This window comes from Streptomyces sp. NPDC057099, from assembly GCF_042671245.1.
GTDB classification, from domain to species: Bacteria; Actinomycetota; Actinomycetes; order Streptomycetales; family Streptomycetaceae; genus Streptomyces; species Streptomyces purpurascens.
The window spans coordinates 12,248-29,862 of record NZ_JBHUTX010000054.1 but is presented as its reverse complement, the minus strand read 5'-3'; the positions used below and the strand labels follow the sequence as shown (position 1 = coordinate 29,862).

Here is a 17,615-nt window from a genome sequence, read left to right as displayed (position 1 = left end):
GCTCTCGCTGCGGCCCGGTCGGGGGGGGCCGGGCCGGCGGGATACGAACAGGTGTCGCGCCGAAAAAGGTGGCACGACTGCGCGAAGTGCGCAAGAGGTCTCGCGCATTTCGCGCAACTCATGTCATCATCGGTTCCCGAGGCAGCCCGACCGGGCCGCCCGAGGAGGTACCCGTGTCCCTCTCCGCTGCCGGCTCCGGCGGCCCCGTCCAGGCCGCCCACCGGCCCGTACTCGCTCTCGCCGATGATCTGTCCGGAGCCGCCGAGACCGCGGTGGCGCTGCGCTCGCCCGCCCGGATCCTGCTGGGGCCGGTTCCCGGACCGGTGGCGTCCCTGCCCGGCGAGTCCCTGGTGCTCGACCTCGACTCGCGGCAGCTGCCCGGCGCCGAGGCGGCGCGGGCGGTCCGGGACGTCACGCACGCGGTGCCCGACCGCACGGTGCTCTTCAAGAAGGTCGACTCGCTGCTCAGGGGCAACCTCGCCGCCGAGGCGGCCGCCTACGCGCGGGACGCTCGGGGCGTGGTGATCGCGACCGCGCTGCCGGCGGCCCGGCGCACGGTCCGGGGCGGGGTCGTCCACCTCGACGGGGTGCCGCTGCACGAGGCGGACGCCTGGCGTGCCGAGGCGCGGCCCGCCCCGCCCTCGGTCGCCGCCGCGCTCGGTGACCTGCCGTCAGCTCCCGTGCCGCTCACGGACGTACGCGGTGCGCCCGGCGCGCTACGGGAGGCGCTGCGTGCGTGTTTCGCGCAGGGACGGCATCCGGTGTGCGACGCGGAGTCCGGGACCGACCTCGACGCGATCGCCGCGGCGGCCCTCGAACTGGGTCCCGGGATAAGGCTGTTGGGCACCGGCGGACTCGCGGGCGCCCTGGGACGGCTCCTGGGCACCCAGGGGGAGAACACGCTCGACGCCGGGGACGCCGTCCGGCCGCTGCTGATCGTCGTAGGCACGGCCGAGCCGTCCGCGCGCGAACAGGTCGCGCACCTCCTCGCGGACGGAGCGCACGAGGTCTCCCTTTGCGCCCAGGAACTCCTGCGTTCCCCTCGGCGGCTCGCGCCTCCCGTCGCCGCCGTCACGGTCGTCCGCGTCACCGGAGCGGCCGACCCCTCCGTCGCGCGCCGTCTCGTCGCCGTGCTCGCCGACACCGTCGCCGACGCGGCGCGCGACTGCGACCTGGTCCTCACCGGCGGCGAGACCGCGCGCCGCGTCCTGGACGTCCTGCGCGTCACCGACCTGCGCCCGGTGGGCCAGATCCACCACGGTGCGGTCCTCTCCCGCACACCCGACGGCCGCTCGGTCGTCACCCGGCCCGGCAGCTACGGCGGGGCCGACTCCCTGCGGCGCATCGTCCGGGCCCTGCGCCCCGCATCCGTACGCCACGTTCCGACCGACCCCACAGGAGTAGCCCCGTGAACGCAGCCCCCTCCTCCGCCGCCACCGCCGGCCAGACCTCCGCGGCTTCCGGGCCGCTCCCGGTCATCGCGGTGACCATGGGCGACGGCGCGGGCATCGGGCCCGAGGTCATCGTCCCGGCGCTGCTGCACCCCGACACCCTGCGCGACTGCCGCCCCGTCGTCGTGGGCGACGCCGAGCGCCTGCGGCAGGCGGCCGGCATCCTCGGCATCAACTGCGAGATCGTGCCGGTCGAGCATCCCGCCCAGGCCGAGTTCACGCCCGGCCGGGTCAACGTGATCGACCTCGGGCTGCTCCCCGCCGACCTGCCCTGGGGCGAGCTGTCCGCAGTCGCGGGCGACGCCGCCTACCACTACGTCCGGGTCGCCGCCGAACTCGCCCTGCGCGGCGAGGTGGACGGCATCTGCACCGCCCCGCTCAACAAGGAGGCCCTGCACGCCGCCGGTCACCTCTACCCCGGCCACACCGAACTCCTCGCCCATCTCACGGGCGTCGAGGAGGTGTCGATGATGCTGTCGACTCCCCGGGTGAAGGTCATCCACGTCACCACCCACATCGGGCTGATCGACGCCGTGAACCGCATCGAGCCCGGCCTGGTGGAGCGCACGGTGCGCCGCGGCCACGAGGCGATGGTGCGCGCCGGGACCCCCGACCCGGTGATCGGTGTCTGCGGCATCAACCCGCACGCGGGCGAGAACGGCCTGTTCGGCTACGGCGAGGAGGAGACGAAGATCGTCCCGGCGCTGGAGACGGTACGCGCCGACGGCATCGACGCGCGCGGCCCGCTGCCCGCGGACACGGCGTTCTACCTGGCCTCGCGCGGCGACTACGACCTCATCGTCGCGATGTACCACGACCAGGGGCACGGCCCCGTCAAGGTCCTCGGCATCGAGGCCGGGGTCAACCTCACCGTCGGACTGCCGGTGATCCGTACCTCCGTCGACCACGGCACGGCCTTCGACATCGCCGGAACCGGCCGGGCCGAGCCCGGTAGCATGGTGGAGGCTCTGCGCCAGGCCGCCGAGATGTCGACCGCTCCGGCCGCCCGCTGACCGCGGTGCGCGGCAGGCACGTGTGCGACCCAGGACGGCCCAGGACTATTGAGGACCTGAAGAACCTATGTCTGTGACCGGATCCAAGGCACGCCGCGACCGCATCGTCCACCTCGCCACCACCACCGGCCTGGCGAGCGTGGAGGAGCTGTCGCAGCTGTTCGGCGTGACGGCCTCGACCATCCGCCGCGACCTGGCCAAACTCACCACCGACGGGCGGCTGGCCCGCACCTACGGCGGGGCCATGGCGCTGGCCGCGCACCCCGAGGCGTCCCTGCGGCAGCGCGTGGGTGAGGCCTTCGAGGCCAAGCAGGCCATCGCCCGCTGGGCGGCGGCCCAGGTGCGGCCCGGTGAGACGCTGCTGCTCGATGCCGGGTCCACGGTCGGCGCGCTCGCCCACGAGCTGCGCACGGCCGAGGACCTCACCGTGGCGACCACCGGACTCACGGCCCTGCAGGCGCTGTCCGATGTCGAGACGGTGCATGTCGAGTGCCTCGGCGGCACCCTGCGCCCGCTCAGCCAGGGCTTCGTCGGACCGCTCACGGAAGCCGCCCTTGAGCGTATGACGTTCGACCGGGTGTTCCTCGGCACGGACGGCATCTCCCCCGAACTCGGCATCTGCGAGGCGGATCTGCGCCAGACCCGCCTCAAGGAGCTGATGGCCCGCCGCGCCGACCACGTCTACGTCCTCGCCCACGCGGCCAAGCTCGGCCGCCGCCCCTTCCACGCCTGGACGGCCCTGTGCGAGGGCTGGACGCTGGTCACGGACGAGACGGCCGACCCGGCCGTCCTCGCGGAGCTGCGGGCGCGCGGGGTGGAGACGGTGACCACGACGCCGGAGCGGGCGCCGGTCGGCCCGCACGGCGACACCGCGTAGCGCCGGGGCCCTAGCCGCCGGGCATCCGCCTCCTCGGCGTGGGGACGCCGCCCGACGCCGCCGCGTCGAGGAGGCCGCGGAAGGTGGGGCACTCCATGTGGCTCGGCGCGGGGCAGGCGGCGGCGTGTCGCAGGGAGTCGCGGAGCACGCCCAGTTCGCGGATCCTGCGGTCCAGTTCCTCCGCCTTGTCCGCCAGCATGCGCCGGTCGATCCGTGGCGGTCCGTCCGGCGCGAACATGTGCGCGATCTCGTCGAGCGAGAACCCGGCCTTCCGCCCCAGCGCGATCAGCGCCAGCCGCTCCAGTACGCCGGGATCGTACTGCCGGCGCAGCCCTCGCCGGCCGGTCGGGGCGATCAGCCCCTTCTCCTCGTAGAACCGCAGTGTCGAGGCGGGCACCCCGGCGCGCTGGGCCACTTCGGCGATGTCCAGGTCCGTCATTCCCTTGACCTCAAGTCGGCTTGAAGTAGAACGCTGTCATCTCGACCCGACGCGGGCAAGACGAAGGCAAGCAGAAGGAGAGCCGACGAGCATGGACGCCGAGCGCAGAAACGACGACGAACAGACCGCCCGCTGGAACGGACGCGCCGGTCACGCCTGGGTGGATCTCCAGCCGGTGCTGGACGGGATGTTCAGGCCCTTGGAGGACCTGCTCGTCGACGCCGTGTCCGCCGAGGGCGCGGAGCACGTGCTGGACATCGGCTGCGGGACGGGCGGCACCACCCTGGCCGTGGCGCGACGACTCGGACCGGCGGGGCACTGCGTCGGCGTCGACATCTCCGGGCCGTTGGTCGACACCGCCCGGGCACGCGCCGAGCGGGAGGGCGCACCGGCCTCCTTCGTGCGCGCCGACGCGCAGGAACACGCTTTCGAGCCCGGCACCTTCGACGCCGTCATCTCGCGTTTCGGCGTCATGTTCTTCGACGACCCCGTACGGGCCTTCGCCAATCTGCGGAGCGCCGCCCGGGACGACGCCGCGCTCCGGTTGATCGTCTGGCGGGACCCCGCCGAGAACCCGTACATGACGACGGCCCAGCGCGCCGCCTCACCCCTGCTGCCGGACCTGCCCGTGCGACGGCCCGACGAGCCGGGACAGTTCGCCTTCGCGGACCCGGACAAGGTCCGTCGCATCCTCACCGAGAGCGGCTGGGAAGAGATCGACATCCGGCCGGTCGACGTCGTCTGCACCCTGCCCGAGAAGGAGCTGGTCCGCTACTTCACCCGGCTCGGGCCTCTCGGCATGGCCCTGCCCGAGGTGGACGAGGAGACGCGCGCACGGGTCGTCGAGACGGTCCGCGCCGCCTTCGACCCCTTCGTGCACGGCGCGGAAGTCCGCTTCACCGCGGCCTGCTGGACGGTCGGCGCCCGGGCCTCGGCCGCGAAAGTTTCGTGAGGTCCGGCCCCCTTTTCGAAGCCCGGGCGCCCCGCGCATAGTGAGATCACGATGACGCAGAAAAGAGCCCTGGTTGTCCGAGGCGGTTGGGAAGGCCACGAGCCGGTCAAGGCGACGGAGCTGTTCCTTCCCTTCCTCCGGGACAACGGATACGCCGTCCGGGTCGAGGAGTCGACCGACGTCTACGCCGACACCGCCGAGATGGCGGCCACCGACCTCGTCGTGCAGTGCGTGACGATGTCGGAGATCACCCGCGAGCAGGTGGCCGGACTGAGTGAGGCGGTCGTGGCCGGCACCGGTTTCACCGGCTGGCACGGCGGCATCGCCGACTCGTTCCGCGCCTCGGCCGACTATCTCCACCTGGTCGGCGGCCAGTTCGCCACCCACCCGGGCAAGGAACCGTGCGAGCGCCGGGGCGGGGCGGAGGACAACTTCCTGCCGCACACCATCACCCTCACCGAGGAAGGCCGCGCCCACCCCGTCACGGCGGGCATCGAGGACTTCGAACTGGACACCGAGCAGTACTGGGTGCTCCACGACGACCTCATCGACGTCCTCGCCACCACCACGCATCCGGCCCGGCCGTGGCAGCCCTGGCACCGGCCGGTCACCTCGCCGGCGGTGTGGACCCGCCGGTGGGGTGCCGGGCGCGTCCTGGTGACGACACCGGGGCACAGCCTCGACGTGCTGGAGCACCCCGACGTCCGCACCATCATCGAGAGGGGCATGCTGTGGGCGACGCGCACCGCATCGGCGTCGTAGGACTCGGCGTCATCTCCCGCGCGTACCTCGACACGCTCGCCGGGCATCCCGCCGTGCACGTCACCGCGGTCGCCGACCTCGACGCCTCCCGGTCGGCCGCCGTCGCCGCCGAACTGCCCGGGGCCGAGGCGCTGACGGTCGAGGAGCTGCTGAGCAGCCCGGACGTGGACACGGTACTGAACCTCACCACCCCGGCCGCCCACGCCGGGATCGCCCTGGGCGCCATCGGTCACGGGAAGCACGTCTACGGGGAGAAGCCGCTGGCGGCGACGCTCGCCGACGCCCGTGCCGTCGTGGAGGCCGCCGCGAAGGCGGGCGTCGGTGTGGGGTGCGCGCCGGACACCGTCCTGGGCACCGGGGTGCAGACGGCACGGGCAGCCGTCGAGGCGGGGAGCATCGGACGTCCCCAGTTCGCCTCGGCCGTGATGGTCACCCCGGGCCACGAACGCTGGCATCCCCACCCCGACTTCTACTACACCGAGGGCGGCGGCCCCCTGCTGGACATGGGGCCCTACTACCTCGCGTCCCTGGTCCACCTGCTGGGCCCGGTGCGTACCGTGATCGGCGCGGCCGGCCGGCTGCGCGCCGAGCGGATCATCGGTTCCGGGCCGCGCACGGGCGAGCGGATCCCGGTCGAGGTGGACAGTCATGTCTCCGGAGTGCTGGAACACGCGGGCGGGGCGCTGACGACGATCACGACGAGCTTCGACGGGGTGGCCACCACGGCCGCGCCCATCGAGGTCCACGGCGAGACCGGGACCCTCTCGGTGCCCGATCCGAACCGCTTCGACGGCGAGGTCCGGCTGCACGCGCTCGGCGACACCCGCTGGCGCGCCCTGCCCGCGTCGGCGGGCTACGAGGACGGCGCACGCGGCGTCGGACTGCTCGACTTCATCGCCGCCGACGGGCAGCGGGCACCGCGTGCGAACGGCGAACTCGCCCTGCACGTCCTGGACACGATGACGGCCCTGCTGCGTTCGTCGGCCGAGGGACGGCGGATCGAGCTGACGACATCGGCGCAGGCGCCCGATCCGGTGCCATGGACGGCCGCCGGGGACTGGAAGGGCCAGATCACTCCCGGCCGGGCGTGACCGCGCGATGCCGCGGAGGTCAGTCCACGGGCCAGGTGTGCGCGGGCGCGTTCATGTGCATGTAGTCCATGTACGTCCTGGTCATCTGCCGCAGTGCCTCACGGCGGTCGGAGATGCCGGCCTTCTCCAGATGGTGGACCGTCTCGGCCTGCCAGAGGGCGCCGTTGCGGTCGGTGACACAGCGCTGCTCGATGATGCCGAGCAGAGGTTCGCGCCACGCGTCGTCCATGCCGGCCAGTTCCAGGCCCCGGTGGGCGAGCGGCAGCAGACGCCGCAACACCAGTTCCGTGACCGGCACTTCGCCCACTCCGGGCCAGTACAGTCGGGCGTCGATGCCGTCGCGGGCCGCGGTGTGCAGGTTCTCCTCGGCGACCGAGAAGGACATCCGCGTCCACACCGGCCGGTCCTCGTCGACCAGGGCGCGGGTCAGTCCGTAGTAGAAGGCGCCGTTGGCGATGGTGTCGGCGACGGTGGGACCCGCGGGCAGCACCCGGTTCTCGATGCGCAGATGCGGACCGCTGTCGGTGACGGCGTAGATCGGGCGGTTCCAGCGGTAGATCGTGCCGTTGTGCAGGGTCAGTTCGCCCAGTTGCGGAACGCCGCCCCGGTCGAGTGCCTGCTGCGGGTCCTCGTCGTCGCACAGCGGCAGGAGGGCCGGGAAGTAGCGCACGTTCTCCTCGAAGAGATCGAAGACGCTGGTGATCCACCGTTCCCCGAACCACACCCGGGGCCGCACGCCCTGGGCCTTGATCTCCTCTGGCCGGGTGTCGGTGGCCTGCTCGAACAGGGGGATACGGGTCTCCCGCCACAGCTCCTTTCCGAACAGATAGGGCGAGTTGGCCGCGAGGGCGATCTGCACGCCCGCGATGGCCTGGGCCGCGTTCCAGTAGTGCGGGAACTCCTTCGGGGCGACCTGGAGGTGGAACTGGGTGCTGGTGCAGGCGGCCTCGGGGGTGATGGTGTCGGCGTACGTCGCCAGGCGCTCGACACCGTCGACCGTGATCCGCAGGTCCTCGCCGCGCGCCGCGAAGATCTGCTCGTTGAGCAACTGGTACCGGGGGTCGCCGGACAGGGCGGCCTCGCTCACATGCGACTCGCCCAGCGTCGGCAGAATGCCGACCATGATCAGGTGGGCGCCGACGGCCGCGGCGCGGTCCTCGGCGTGGTTGAGGGCGTCCCGGATCTCCCGCTCCCAGTCTCCGGGGCCGCCGGTGGTCAGCTCCCGGGGCGGGATGTTGATCTCCAGGTTGAAGCGGCCCAGCTCGCTCGACCAGGCGGGGTCTGCGATCGCCTGGAGCACGTCGGTGTTCCGCATCGCGGGCAGTCCCTCGTCGTCCACCAGGTTGAGCTCGATCTCCAGCCCGACCCGGGGCCGCTCGCTCTCGAAGCCCGACTCGCGGAGCATCCGTGCCAGCACCTCGAGGTCGGTGTGCATCTTCTGCCGGTAGCGACGGCGGTCCTCCCGCGTGAACACCAGGGCCGGCACGTCACGTCCCATGCGTCCTCCCGAGTTGCCTCGGCTTCCCTCTGGGCGGATGCCTCTCGTCCCAGAGTCGCACCTTGTCGTCGCCCCCGCACCCACCTAGCCTGAGTTTGTGCCGGAAATAAACAAACCCCGAACGCACACTGCCGTGCCGGGCAACGGCAGCCCCCTCACCCGACTCCGCACAGCGATCACCGTCTTCTTCGCCCTCGACGGCTTCGTCTTCGCCGGCTGGGTCGTGCGCATCCCCGCCATCAAGGAACAGACGAACGCCTCCGCCAGCGCCCTGGGCCTCGCCCTCCTGGGCGTCTCGGCCGGTGCCGTCATCACCATGACCCTCACCGGCCGCCTGTGCCGCCGCTACGGGAACCACCAGGTCACCGTCGTCTGCGCCGTCCTGCTCTCCCTCAGTGTGGCCCTGCCCCCGCTGACCCACTCGGTCCTCGCGCTCGGCCTCGTGCTGCTGTTCTTCGGCGCCGCGTACGGCGGGATCAACGTCGCCTTCAACAGCGCGGCCGTCGAGCTGGTGGCCGCGTTGGGGCGGCCGATCATGCCGAGCTTCCACGCCGCGTTCAGCCTCGGCGGCATGGTCGGCGCGGGTCTGGGCGGGCTGGTCGCGGGGGTTCTCTCCCCCACCCGGCATCTGCTGCTGCTCACCGTCGTCGGACTGCTGGTGACGGCCTTGGCGGGACCGACGCTCCTGCGGCACGAGCCGCCGACGCCGCCGGAGCGGGAACGCCCTGCTCAGGGCGCCCCGCGTCGGCTGGACGGCCGTACCCGGGGGCTGGTGATCGTCTTCGGTGTGATCGCGGGATGCACCGCGTACGGCGAGGGGGCGCTGGCCGACTGGGGCGCCCTGCATCTCGAACAGGACCTGGACGCCTCGCCGGGCGCCGCGGCCGTCGGCTACTCCTGCTTCGCGCTCGCCATGACGGTGGGGCGGCTGACCGGCACCACGCTCCTGGAACGTCTGGGGCGGACCCGGACCGTCGTCGTGGGCGGCGCCACCGCGGCGGCCGGAATGCTGCTCGGCTCGCTCGCCCCCTCCCTGTGGGCGGCCCTGCTCGGCTACGCGGTCACGGGCCTCGGCCTGGCGAACCTCTTCCCGGTGGCCGTGGAACGCGCGGGCGCGCTCGCCGGCCCCAGCGGCGTCGCCACGGCCTCCACCCTCGGCTACGGCGGCATGCTCCTCGGGCCGCCCGCGATCGGCTTCATGGCGGACTGGTTCACCCTGCCGGCCGCCCTGACCAGCGTGGCGGTGCTCGCGGCGGTGGCGGCGGCGGTCGGGGCGCTCGTGGGGGCGGCGACGCGACGGGCGCCCGGAGGCTGAGGGGGGCTGTCGTTGCTTGCGCATCACACAGATTCCCGGGCCTGAAGCGCGCTCCATGCGGCAGACTCGGCGTCATGGAGACCGCCGAGTTCCTGCACGCACTGGAGTCAGAGGGCCTGCTGCTGGCCGCCGCCGCCGAGGAGGCCGGGGCGGAGGCGAAGGTGCCGACCTGCCCGAAGTGGCAGGTCCGCGACCTGGTGCGGCACACGGGCGCGGTGCACCGCTGGGCCGCGTCGTACGTCGCCGAGGGGCTCGCCGAGCGCCGTCCGCTGGATGAGGCCCCGGACCTCGACGGCGCGGAGCTCGTGGCCTGGTACCGCGACAGCCACCGCCACCTCGTCGACACCCTGGCCGACGCCTCGCCCGACGTGGAGTGCTGGGCCTTCCTGCCCGCGCCGTCCCCGCTGGCCTTCTGGACCCGGCGGCAGGCGCACGAGACGGCCGTGCACCGGATCGACGCCGAGTCCGCACGCGGGGGCGCCCCGACGGCCGTCGCCCCGGACTTCGCGACCGACGGCATCGACGAACTGCTGCGCGGCTTCCACGCCCGCTCCAGGAGCCGGGTGCGCACCCCCGAGCCCCGCGTCCTGCGGGTGCGTACGGAGGACACCGGCGCGGTGTGGACCGTACGGCTGTCCGCGGAGCCGCCCGTGACCACGCGCGGTGCGACCGGCGAGGCGGAGTGCGAACTGTCCGGCCCGGCGGAGCAGTTGTACCTGGCCCTGTGGAACCGGATCCCGCTGCCGAACGTCACGGGCGACCAGGAGCTGGCCACACTGTGGCGGGAGGCGTCCGGCGTCTGACCGCTCCGCGCCCCGGGTGGCTCAGTCCTCCGTCAGCATCCGCGCCAGCACCTCGCGCTGCACGGGCAGTACCTCGCCGTGCAGCGCGCGCCCCTTCGCCGTGAGCGCGACCTGCACACCCCGCCGGTCCTCGGAGCACATACAGCGCTCCACGAGCCCGTCCTTCTCCAGCCGGGCGATGAGCCGCGACAGCGCGCTCTGGCTCAGATGGACCCGCTCGGAGATCTCCTGCACGCGGTAGGACGGAGTGCCCTTCGGCGTCCGGCACCCGGCGAGGACGTCGAGCACCTCGAAGTCGCTGGCGCACAGGCCGTGGCCGTGCAGAGCACGGTCGAGTTCACACTGTGTTCGCGCGTGCAGCGCCAGAAGGTCCCGCCACTGTTCCACGAGCGCCTGCTCGGCCTGGGTCGCCGCCATGGGCCGCACCGTAACAGAGAGCCGAGTTCGTTGCACCCGAATTAAATGCGCTTGCATCTCATGCATGCGCATGTAGTGTCTCGGGCATGACCTCTCCGCTCACCACCCCCACGTCCGACGGACGGTGGACTCCGCGCCTCTGGGGCACCCTGCTGGTGCTCTGCGCCGCGATGTTCCTGGACGCACTGGACGTGTCCATGGTCGGCGTCGCGCTGCCGTCCATCGGCGCCGACCTCGGCCTGTCGACCTCGGCACTGCAATGGATCGTCAGCGGCTACATCCTCGGCTACGGCGGTCTGCTGCTCCTCGGCGGACGGGCCGCCGACCTGCTGGGCCGGCGCCAGGTCTTCCTGGTGGCGCTGGGCGTCTTCGCGCTGGCCTCGCTGCTCGGCGGTCTCGTCGACTCCGGGCCGCTGCTCATCGCCAGCCGTTTCATCAAGGGCCTGAGCGCGGCCTTCACGGCCCCGGCCGGCCTGTCGATCATCACCACGACGTTCCCCGAAGGCCCCCTGCGCAACCGGGCGTTGGCCATCTACACCACCTGCGGCGCCACCGGCTACTCGATGGGCCTCGTCTTCTCCGGCCTGCTCACGGAGGCCAGTTGGCGGCTCACCATGCTCCTGCCCGCCCCGATCGCGCTGATCGCCCTGCTCGTGGGCCTGAGGCTGCTGCCGCGCAGTGAACGCGAGCGCGGCCAGGGCGGCTACGACATCCCCGGCGCCGTCCTCGGCACCGCCTCGATGCTGCTGCTCGTCTTCACCGTCGTCGAGGCGCCCGAGGTGGGCTGGGCGGCTGCCCGGACCGTCCTGTCCTTCGTCGCCGTGGCCGTACTGCTCGTGGCCTTCGTCGCCGTCGAACGGCGCAGCCCCAGCCCGCTGATCCGGCTCGGAGTGCTGCGCTCGGGGCCACAAGTGCGGGCACAGCTCGGCGCGTTCACGTTCGTCGGCAGCTACATCGGCTTCCAGTTCCTGGTCACGCTGTACATGCAGCAGCTGCTCGGGTGGTCGGCGCTGCACACGGCCCTGGCGTTCCTCCCGGCCGGCGCGCTGGTGGCGCTGTCCGCGACGAAGGTGGGCGCCGTCATCGACCGGTTCGGCACGGCCCGGCTGATGGTGCTCGGCTTCGCCCTGATGGTGGCCGGCTACGTCCTGTTCCTGCGCATCGACCTGAACCCGGTGTACGCGTCGGTGATCCTGCCGACGATGCTGCTGGTCGGCTCGGGCTTCGCGCTGACCTTCCCCTCCTTCAACGTCCAGGCCACCAACGGCGTCGACGAGCACGAGCAGGGCATGGTCTCCGGGCTGCTCAACACCTCGGTCCAGGTGGGCGGCGCGATCTTCCTCGCGGTGGTGACGGCGGTGGTGACCGCGAACAGCCCGGAGCAGGGCGCCGCCACCCCGCAGGCCGTCCTCGACAGCTACCGGCCCGGCCTCGTGGTCGTGACCCTCATCGCCCTCGCCGGCCTGCTGATCACCCTCACCGGCCTGCGGACCCGCCGGGACCAGCCGTCCGTCGTGGTCGCCAAGTCCGAACCCAGGGAGGCGGAGCGCGTCGCCGTGCGGGACTAGATCGTCCGTGGGGACGGTGGACAGCTGCTCATCGGTGACGCCGATGATCTCGGCTTCGTTCTACCCCTGCTCGGTGGGCTGGTGAGCGGCCTCGTATGCGCCGGCGCTGACCAGCCCTGTCTCGTAGGCGACGATGACGGCCTGGACCCGGTCACGGAGTCCGAGTTTGGCGAGGATGCGGGCGACATGCGTCTTGACGGTGGCCTCGGCCAGGTGGAGGCGGGCTGCCAGTTCGGCATTGCTCAGCCCTCGGGCCAGCAGGCCGAGGACCTCCAGTTCGCGCGGGGTGAGCGAGGCGAGATCGCGGTGGAGGGCGGTGGTCTCGCCGCTGTACTGGGAGCCGTACCGATGTTCGCCTCCCGCACCGTATCGATGTTCGCCTCCGGCGAAACGCTCCACGAGGCGGCGGGTGATGGCGGGCGCGAGGAGAGCGTCTCCGGTGCGGACCGTGCGGACGGCCGCGGTCAGTTGCTCGGGGGTGACGTCCTTGAGGAGGAAGCCGCTGGCCCCGGCGGACAGTGCCGCGTAGACGTACCGGTCGAGGTCGAAGGTGGTCAGGATGATGACGCGCGGTGCCTCGGGGCTGCCTCCGGTGAGGATGCGGCGGGTGGCCTCCAGGCCGTCCATCTCGGGCATCCGGACATCCATCAGGACCACGTCGGGCCGGGTGCGGCGGACCGCTTCGACCGCTTCGGTTCCGTTGGTCGCCTCGGCGACCACGTCGATGCCGTCGGCGCCGAGGATCAACCGGAATCCGGTGCGGACCAGGTTCTGGTCGTCGGCGAGGAGCACACGCGGCGGCTCGGTCACGGTGTCTCCAAGGGGATCAGGGCCTCCACACGGTAGCCGCCGGTCAGGCGCCGGCCGGTGTTCAGGGTTCCGTCGTAGACGGCGAGGCGCTCGCGCAGGCCGATCAGGCCCCGGCCGTTTCCGGTGGGCGCGCTCGCGCCCGGGTGCCCGCCGGTGTCGGTGACTTCCACCCGGAGCCGCTGCGGGCCGAATTCGACGGTCACGGCGGCCTTGGCGCCGGACGCGTGCTTCACGGTGTTGGTCAGGGCTTCCTGGACCACGCGGTAGGCGGCGAGTTCGAGGCCGGGCGGGAGGGGGCGAGGCGGGCCGGTCACGGTCAGGTCGACGGGCAGTCCGGTGTCCCGGACCCGTCCGACCAGCGTGTCGAGCTGGTCCAGCCCGGGCTGCGGAGCCAGCTCCGCCCCCGTGTCGGCCAGGTCCGCGCCTCCGTCCGCCACTTCGGCCTCGTCGGCCATGGTGAGCAGTCCCATGACATGGCGCAGCTCGGTCATGGCCGCACGCCCGCCCGCCTCGACGGCGAGCAGTGCCTCGGCGGCCTGCTCGGGGGAGGTTTTCATGATCTTGCGGGCGGCGCCCGCCTGGATGATCATCACGCTGACGTTGTGCGTGACGACGTCGTGGAGTTCGCGGGCGATCCTGGCCCGCTCGTGCTCGACGGCCCGGCGCAGCGCGTCGGCCTGTTCGCGTTCCAGGGCCAGGAGCCGGGTGCGGCCCTCGTCGGTCCGGAGTTTCCAGGTACGCAGGCCGACGGCGGCCACGGCCATCGGGACCAGGATCAGCAGGGCGATGTAGTGGTTGGGGACGATCGGTGTCACCGAGTTCCCCGAGGTGCCGACCAGGACCACCGACACCGGCAGCGCCGCCAGGGTCGCCACCCGGTACGGGCTGTACACGGCGGCGCTGTAGACGGCGATGACGAACGCGTAGAAGGTCAGCCGCATGACGCTCTGCGGTGTCGCCAGTGTCGCGGCCGTCACGACGCACAGCACGGCGAGCGGGTAGCGGCGGCGCAGCGCCAGGGCACCCGAGGCGATCACCGCGAGGGTCACCATGAAGGCCAGGCCGCCGGGTCCGGACGGGCGCGGCATGACGATCTCCACGCCGGGCGCGATCTCACGCACCACGACGACGTTCGCGTTGTCGATGCCGTAGTAGACGGTGGCGATTCCGAGTGCCAGTGCCACCAGCGCGTCGAACCGCCGGGTGCGCCGGGTGGGCCGCAGCGGTGGACCGCTCGGATGCCCGGCGTCGCGGACCGTCCGTCGGGCCGCTCCCCGCAGCCGCTCCAGCGTCGTACGTCCGTCCGTCACCGGTTCATTCTCGCCGCCGCGCGGGGCCCTCCGAGTCCCTCCCGGTGGTCATTCCCGTCGCACCGGATACATCACCCGCCTACATCGCAGGGATGACGCGTCCGGAGCGCAACCGAACGCGGTACCGCAATGGGTTCGTGCGGGCGACGCGTGCGGGACGGATCCGCTCCTAGCGTTCACGCAGTCAACTGCCCTACGGAGGAGCCTTCATGACCATGCCGGTGATCGAACTGCGCGGGGTGAGCCGCCGATACGACGACGGTCCGCCCGCTCTGCACGAGGCGTCGCTGACCGTGCGGCCCGGCGAGGCCGTCGCGGTCCTCGGCCCTTCCGGCAGCGGCAAGTCCACGCTGCTCAATCTGATCGCGGGCCTGGACCGGCCCGATACGGGGACCGTCACCGTGGACGGGGTGCGGGTGGACCGGTTGGGCGAAGCCCGATCGGCGCTCTACCGGCGGTCGAGGATCGGCATGATCTTCCAGTTCTTCAATCTGCTCGACGATCTGACCGTCACCGACAATGTCGCCCTGCCCGCGCGCATCGCGGGTATGGCACGTGGCGAGGCGGACCGCCGGACGGCGGAACTCCTGGAACTGCTGGGCATCGACCGGCACGCCCGCGCCTACCCGGGGCGGCTGTCCGGCGGCGAGCGGCAACGCGTCGCGGTGGCCCGGGCGTTGATGAACCGGCCGGCGCTGCTCCTGGCCGACGAGCCGACCGGGGCCCTGGACACGGCCGCCGGACAGGACGTCAGCAGGCTGCTCACCGCCCTCAACGCCGAGGGCCAGACCATCGTCGTGGTCACCCACGACCTGGCTCTGGCCCGGTCCTGCACGAACCGTGCGGTCCGCATCGCCGACGGCCGGATCACCGAAGACGTACGGTCGCAGGCCGTTGCCTCGGCGGCCGTCGCTCCGGATGCCGTCCGATGAGCGCGCTCGGCAGGGTGGTGCGCTCGGGGGTGGCACGACGCCGGGTGCAGACGCTGGTGATCGGGCTCGCCACGATGATGGCGGTGGCCGCCTCCGTCCTCGGCGGAACGCTGCTGGTGGTGTCCGGCGCGCCCTTCGACGACGCCTTCGCCGAGCAGCACGGCGCGCATCTGTCCGTGGAGTTCGACGCGGGCAAGGTGAGTGCCGGACAGCTGGCGAAGTCCAAGGACGCCGAAGCGGTGTCCGGTGCGGCCGGGCCGTTCCGTACGGCGACGGTCACCCCGCGGTCGGACGGGGCGGGCCCCGGGTGGCCGATGACCGTGGTCGGCCGGGGCGATCCCGGCCGGGACGTGGACGAGGTGGCGCTGCTCGACGGACGGTGGCCCACCCGCTCCGGCGAGATCGTGCTGTCCGCCCATGCCTCGCTCATCCCGACCATGGGCATGAAGGTCGCCTTCCCCGATCTGCCCGGCGATCCGGCCCTGACGGTGGTCGGTGTGGCCCGCTCGGTGACACAGACCGCCGACGCCTGGGTGGTCCCGTCCCAGATGCCCGCGCTCACCGCGCCCGGCAGCGGCGGCTACCAGATGCTGTACCGCTTCGCCGACGCGGACGCCGCCGCGCGGATCACCGCGGGGGGCAAGGCCGTGACCCAGGGCCTGCCGCCGGAAGCGGCCGTCGGCGAACAGTCCTGGCTCACCGTCAAGAAGAACGCCGAGCGTGACACCGCCCTCTACGTCCCGTTCCTCATCGCGTTCGGGGCCTTGGGCCTGGTCATGTCGGTGCTCATCGTCGGCAACATCGTCGCGTCGGCCGTCGGCACGGGAACGCGCCGCATCGGCATCCTCAAGGCCGTCGGCTTCACCCCGGCCCAGGTCGTGCGGGCCTACGTGGGCCAGGCGCTGATCCCGGCCGCCGCCGGCACGGCCCTCGGTGTTCTCGCCGGCCATCTGCTCGCCGTCCCCGTACTGGCCGAGACCGAGGAGGTCTACGGCACCTCGTCCCTGGCCATCGCGCCAGGGGTCGACCTGGCGGTGATCGCCGGGGTGCTCGGCCTGGTGGCGGCGACCGCGTGGGCGAGTGCCTGGCGGGCCGGCCGGCTGCGTACGGTCGACGCGCTCGCCGTCGGGCGTACCGCTTCGGCGGGGCGCGGCCGGTGGGCGGCCCGCCTGGCCGGACGGCTGCCGTTGCCGCAGCCGGTCGCCCTGGGCCTGGCCCGGCCCTTCGCGCGGCCCGCCCGCGCGCTGGCCATGGGCACGGCGATCCTGTTCGGCGCCGTCGCCGTCACGTTCACCGTGGGCATGGGCGCTTCGCTGGGCCAGGTGATGAAGGCCAAGGCCCACGACGCCGCCGATGTCGTCGTGCCCGCGCCCCTGCCGGACTTCGGACCCCAGGGCCCTGACGCCGAGAGGCAGCCCGAGCCCGATCCCGCCGCGGTCGCCGCGGTCGCCGCGGCCGTCAAGGCCTCCGCCGGGACCGGGGAATACTACAGGGCCGCGACGGTACGGGCGACCGTGTCCGGCCTGACCGGCACCGTCGACGTGATCGCCTTCACCGGTGACGCCTCCTGGGGCGGCTACACGATGGTCTCGGGCCGCTGGATCGACAGGCCCGGCGAGGCCGTGGTCCCGACCCCCTTCCTGGCCGCCACCGGCACCCGCGTCGGCGACACCGTCACCCTGAACGGCCTGGCCGAGCCGGTCACGGTCCGGATCGTCGGCGAGGTCCTCGACCCCCGCAACGACGGCATGCAGGTCTTCACCGACGCCTCGACTCTCGGCGCCGCGCGTCCCGACCTGACGGAGACGAGCCATCACATCGCGGTCGCGTCGGGCACCTCCGTCACCGGCTACGTCGACGCGTTGAACAAGGACCTGGCACCGCTGGGGGCCACCGCTCAGGCCGGCGGGCTCGACGCCGGCAGCGACATGGTCGTCACCCTCAACGCGCTGTCCATGATCCTCACGCTGATGCTCGTCGCCGTCGCCGCGCTCGGCGTGCTCAACGGCGTGCTGCTCGACACCCGCGAGCGGGTCCGGGAGATCGGTGTCCACAAGGCGCTCGGCATGACCCCTCGCCAGACCGTCGCGATGGTCCTCACCTCGGTCGTCGTGACCGGGCTGGTCGCGGGCGCTCTGGGCGTGCCGCTCGGCGTCACCCTGCACGGCTGGGTCCTTCCCGCGATGGGCGACAGCGTGGGGCTCCGCCTCCCCGAATCCGTCCTCGCCGTCTACAGCGGGACCGAACTGCTCCCGCTCGCCCTCGGTGGCCTGCTCATCGCCACCCTGGGCGCGCTCCTGCCCGCAGGCTGGGCCGCCAGGGCCCGCACCGCCACGGCCCTGCGCACCGAATAGGAGGTCAGGGTGTGCCCGGCGCT

The 17,615-nt window shown here is 72.7% G+C and carries 16 protein-coding genes; 11 read left to right on the top strand and 5 right to left on the bottom strand.

The genetic code is table 11. The features are described 5' to 3' along the window. Positions 1–173: 173 nt before the first annotated feature. The 3 genes from ACFT4A_RS36925 (at position 174) to ACFT4A_RS36915 (ending at position 3,341) form a co-directional block, all read left to right on the top strand. A complete protein-coding gene (locus ACFT4A_RS36925; RefSeq protein ID WP_382839476.1) occupies positions 174–1,412 on the top strand; it encodes a four-carbon acid sugar kinase family protein in 1,239 nt (412 codons plus the stop codon). Then, the gene (pdxA, locus tag ACFT4A_RS36920; RefSeq protein WP_382839474.1) at positions 1,409–2,464 is read left to right on the top strand and encodes a 4-hydroxythreonine-4-phosphate dehydrogenase PdxA; all 1,056 of its coding nucleotides are present in this window, start codon (positions 1,409–1,411) and stop codon (positions 2,462–2,464) included. Before ACFT4A_RS36925 ends, pdxA begins: the two co-directional genes overlap by 4 nt. Positions 2,465–2,531: 67 nt before the next feature. Continuing rightward, a complete protein-coding gene (locus ACFT4A_RS36915; protein ID WP_382839471.1) occupies positions 2,532–3,341 on the top strand; it encodes a DeoR/GlpR family DNA-binding transcription regulator in 810 nt (269 codons plus the stop codon). A gap of 10 nt (positions 3,342–3,351) precedes the next feature. Here the strand turns inward: ACFT4A_RS36915 and ACFT4A_RS36910 are convergent, their stop codons facing one another. After that, positions 3,352–3,780: a helix-turn-helix domain-containing protein gene (locus ACFT4A_RS36910; RefSeq protein WP_382839469.1), complete on the bottom strand. Its 429-nt coding sequence runs from the start codon at positions 3,778–3,780 to the stop codon at positions 3,352–3,354. Between the two features lie 91 nt (positions 3,781–3,871). Here ACFT4A_RS36910 and ACFT4A_RS36905 point away from each other — a divergent pair, with 91 nt between their 5' ends. From ACFT4A_RS36905 to ACFT4A_RS36895, 3 genes are read left to right on the top strand one after another with little or no spacing between them, the layout of a single operon-like run. Then, entirely contained in the window at positions 3,872–4,732 is an 861-nt protein-coding gene (locus tag ACFT4A_RS36905) for a class I SAM-dependent methyltransferase (RefSeq protein ID WP_382839467.1), read from the top strand. 51 nt (positions 4,733–4,783) lie between these two features. Further along, positions 4,784–5,494: a ThuA domain-containing protein gene (locus ACFT4A_RS36900; RefSeq protein WP_382839465.1), complete on the top strand. Its 711-nt coding sequence runs from the start codon at positions 4,784–4,786 to the stop codon at positions 5,492–5,494. Further along, positions 5,464–6,585: a Gfo/Idh/MocA family protein gene (locus tag ACFT4A_RS36895; RefSeq protein ID WP_382839463.1), complete on the top strand. Its 1,122-nt coding sequence runs from the start codon at positions 5,464–5,466 to the stop codon at positions 6,583–6,585. The genes ACFT4A_RS36900 and ACFT4A_RS36895 overlap by 31 nt, the downstream gene beginning before the upstream one ends. 19 nt (positions 6,586–6,604) lie before the next feature. Here ACFT4A_RS36895 and ACFT4A_RS36890 read toward each other — a convergent pair whose 3' ends face one another. Beyond that, entirely contained in the window at positions 6,605–8,083 is a 1,479-nt protein-coding gene (locus ACFT4A_RS36890; protein WP_382839461.1) for a glutamate--cysteine ligase, read from the bottom strand. A 133-nt stretch (positions 8,084–8,216) separates the two neighbouring features. Between ACFT4A_RS36890 and ACFT4A_RS36885 the strand changes: the two genes are divergently transcribed. Together ACFT4A_RS36885 and ACFT4A_RS36880 are read left to right on the top strand one after the other, a co-directional pair. Beyond that, positions 8,217–9,398 (top strand): MFS transporter, encoded by a 1,182-nt coding sequence (locus ACFT4A_RS36885; RefSeq protein ID WP_382839459.1) that lies wholly within the window; start codon positions 8,217–8,219, stop codon positions 9,396–9,398. 74 nt (positions 9,399–9,472) lie between these two features. Beyond that, entirely contained in the window at positions 9,473–10,201 is a 729-nt protein-coding gene (locus ACFT4A_RS36880) for a maleylpyruvate isomerase family mycothiol-dependent enzyme (RefSeq protein ID WP_382839457.1), read from the top strand. Positions 10,202–10,222: 21 nt separating this feature from the next. Here ACFT4A_RS36880 and ACFT4A_RS36875 read toward each other — a convergent pair whose 3' ends face one another. Then, complete coding sequence (locus ACFT4A_RS36875) at positions 10,223–10,618, bottom strand: MarR family winged helix-turn-helix transcriptional regulator (protein WP_382839455.1); 396 nt, start codon at positions 10,616–10,618, stop codon at positions 10,223–10,225. An 86-nt stretch (positions 10,619–10,704) separates the two neighbouring features. On the opposite strand from ACFT4A_RS36875, the gene ACFT4A_RS36870 reads away from it, so the two are divergent. Then, the gene (locus tag ACFT4A_RS36870; protein ID WP_382839453.1) at positions 10,705–12,186 is read left to right on the top strand and encodes an MFS transporter; all 1,482 of its coding nucleotides are present in this window, start codon (positions 10,705–10,707) and stop codon (positions 12,184–12,186) included. A gap of 60 nt (positions 12,187–12,246) precedes the next feature. Here ACFT4A_RS36870 and ACFT4A_RS36865 read toward each other — a convergent pair whose 3' ends face one another. Both ACFT4A_RS36865 and ACFT4A_RS36860 read right to left on the bottom strand, forming a co-directional pair. Further along, positions 12,247–12,996 carry a response regulator gene (locus ACFT4A_RS36865; RefSeq protein ID WP_382839451.1) on the bottom strand — a complete coding sequence of 250 codons (750 nt, stop codon included), beginning with the start codon at positions 12,994–12,996 and terminating at the stop codon, positions 12,247–12,249. Then, positions 12,993–14,306 carry a sensor histidine kinase gene (locus ACFT4A_RS36860; protein ID WP_382839449.1) on the bottom strand — a complete coding sequence of 438 codons (1,314 nt, stop codon included), beginning with the start codon at positions 14,304–14,306 and terminating at the stop codon, positions 12,993–12,995. Before ACFT4A_RS36860 ends, ACFT4A_RS36865 begins: the two co-directional genes overlap by 4 nt. Before the next feature lie 209 nt (positions 14,307–14,515). On the opposite strand from ACFT4A_RS36860, the gene ACFT4A_RS36855 reads away from it, so the two are divergent. Next, the gene (locus ACFT4A_RS36855) at positions 14,516–15,238 is read left to right on the top strand and encodes an ABC transporter ATP-binding protein (RefSeq protein ID WP_382839447.1); all 723 of its coding nucleotides are present in this window, start codon (positions 14,516–14,518) and stop codon (positions 15,236–15,238) included. Next, entirely contained in the window at positions 15,235–17,592 is a 2,358-nt protein-coding gene (locus tag ACFT4A_RS36850; RefSeq protein ID WP_382839445.1) for an ABC transporter permease, read from the top strand. The genes ACFT4A_RS36855 and ACFT4A_RS36850 overlap by 4 nt, the downstream gene beginning before the upstream one ends. Positions 17,593–17,615: the final 23 nt, after the last annotated feature.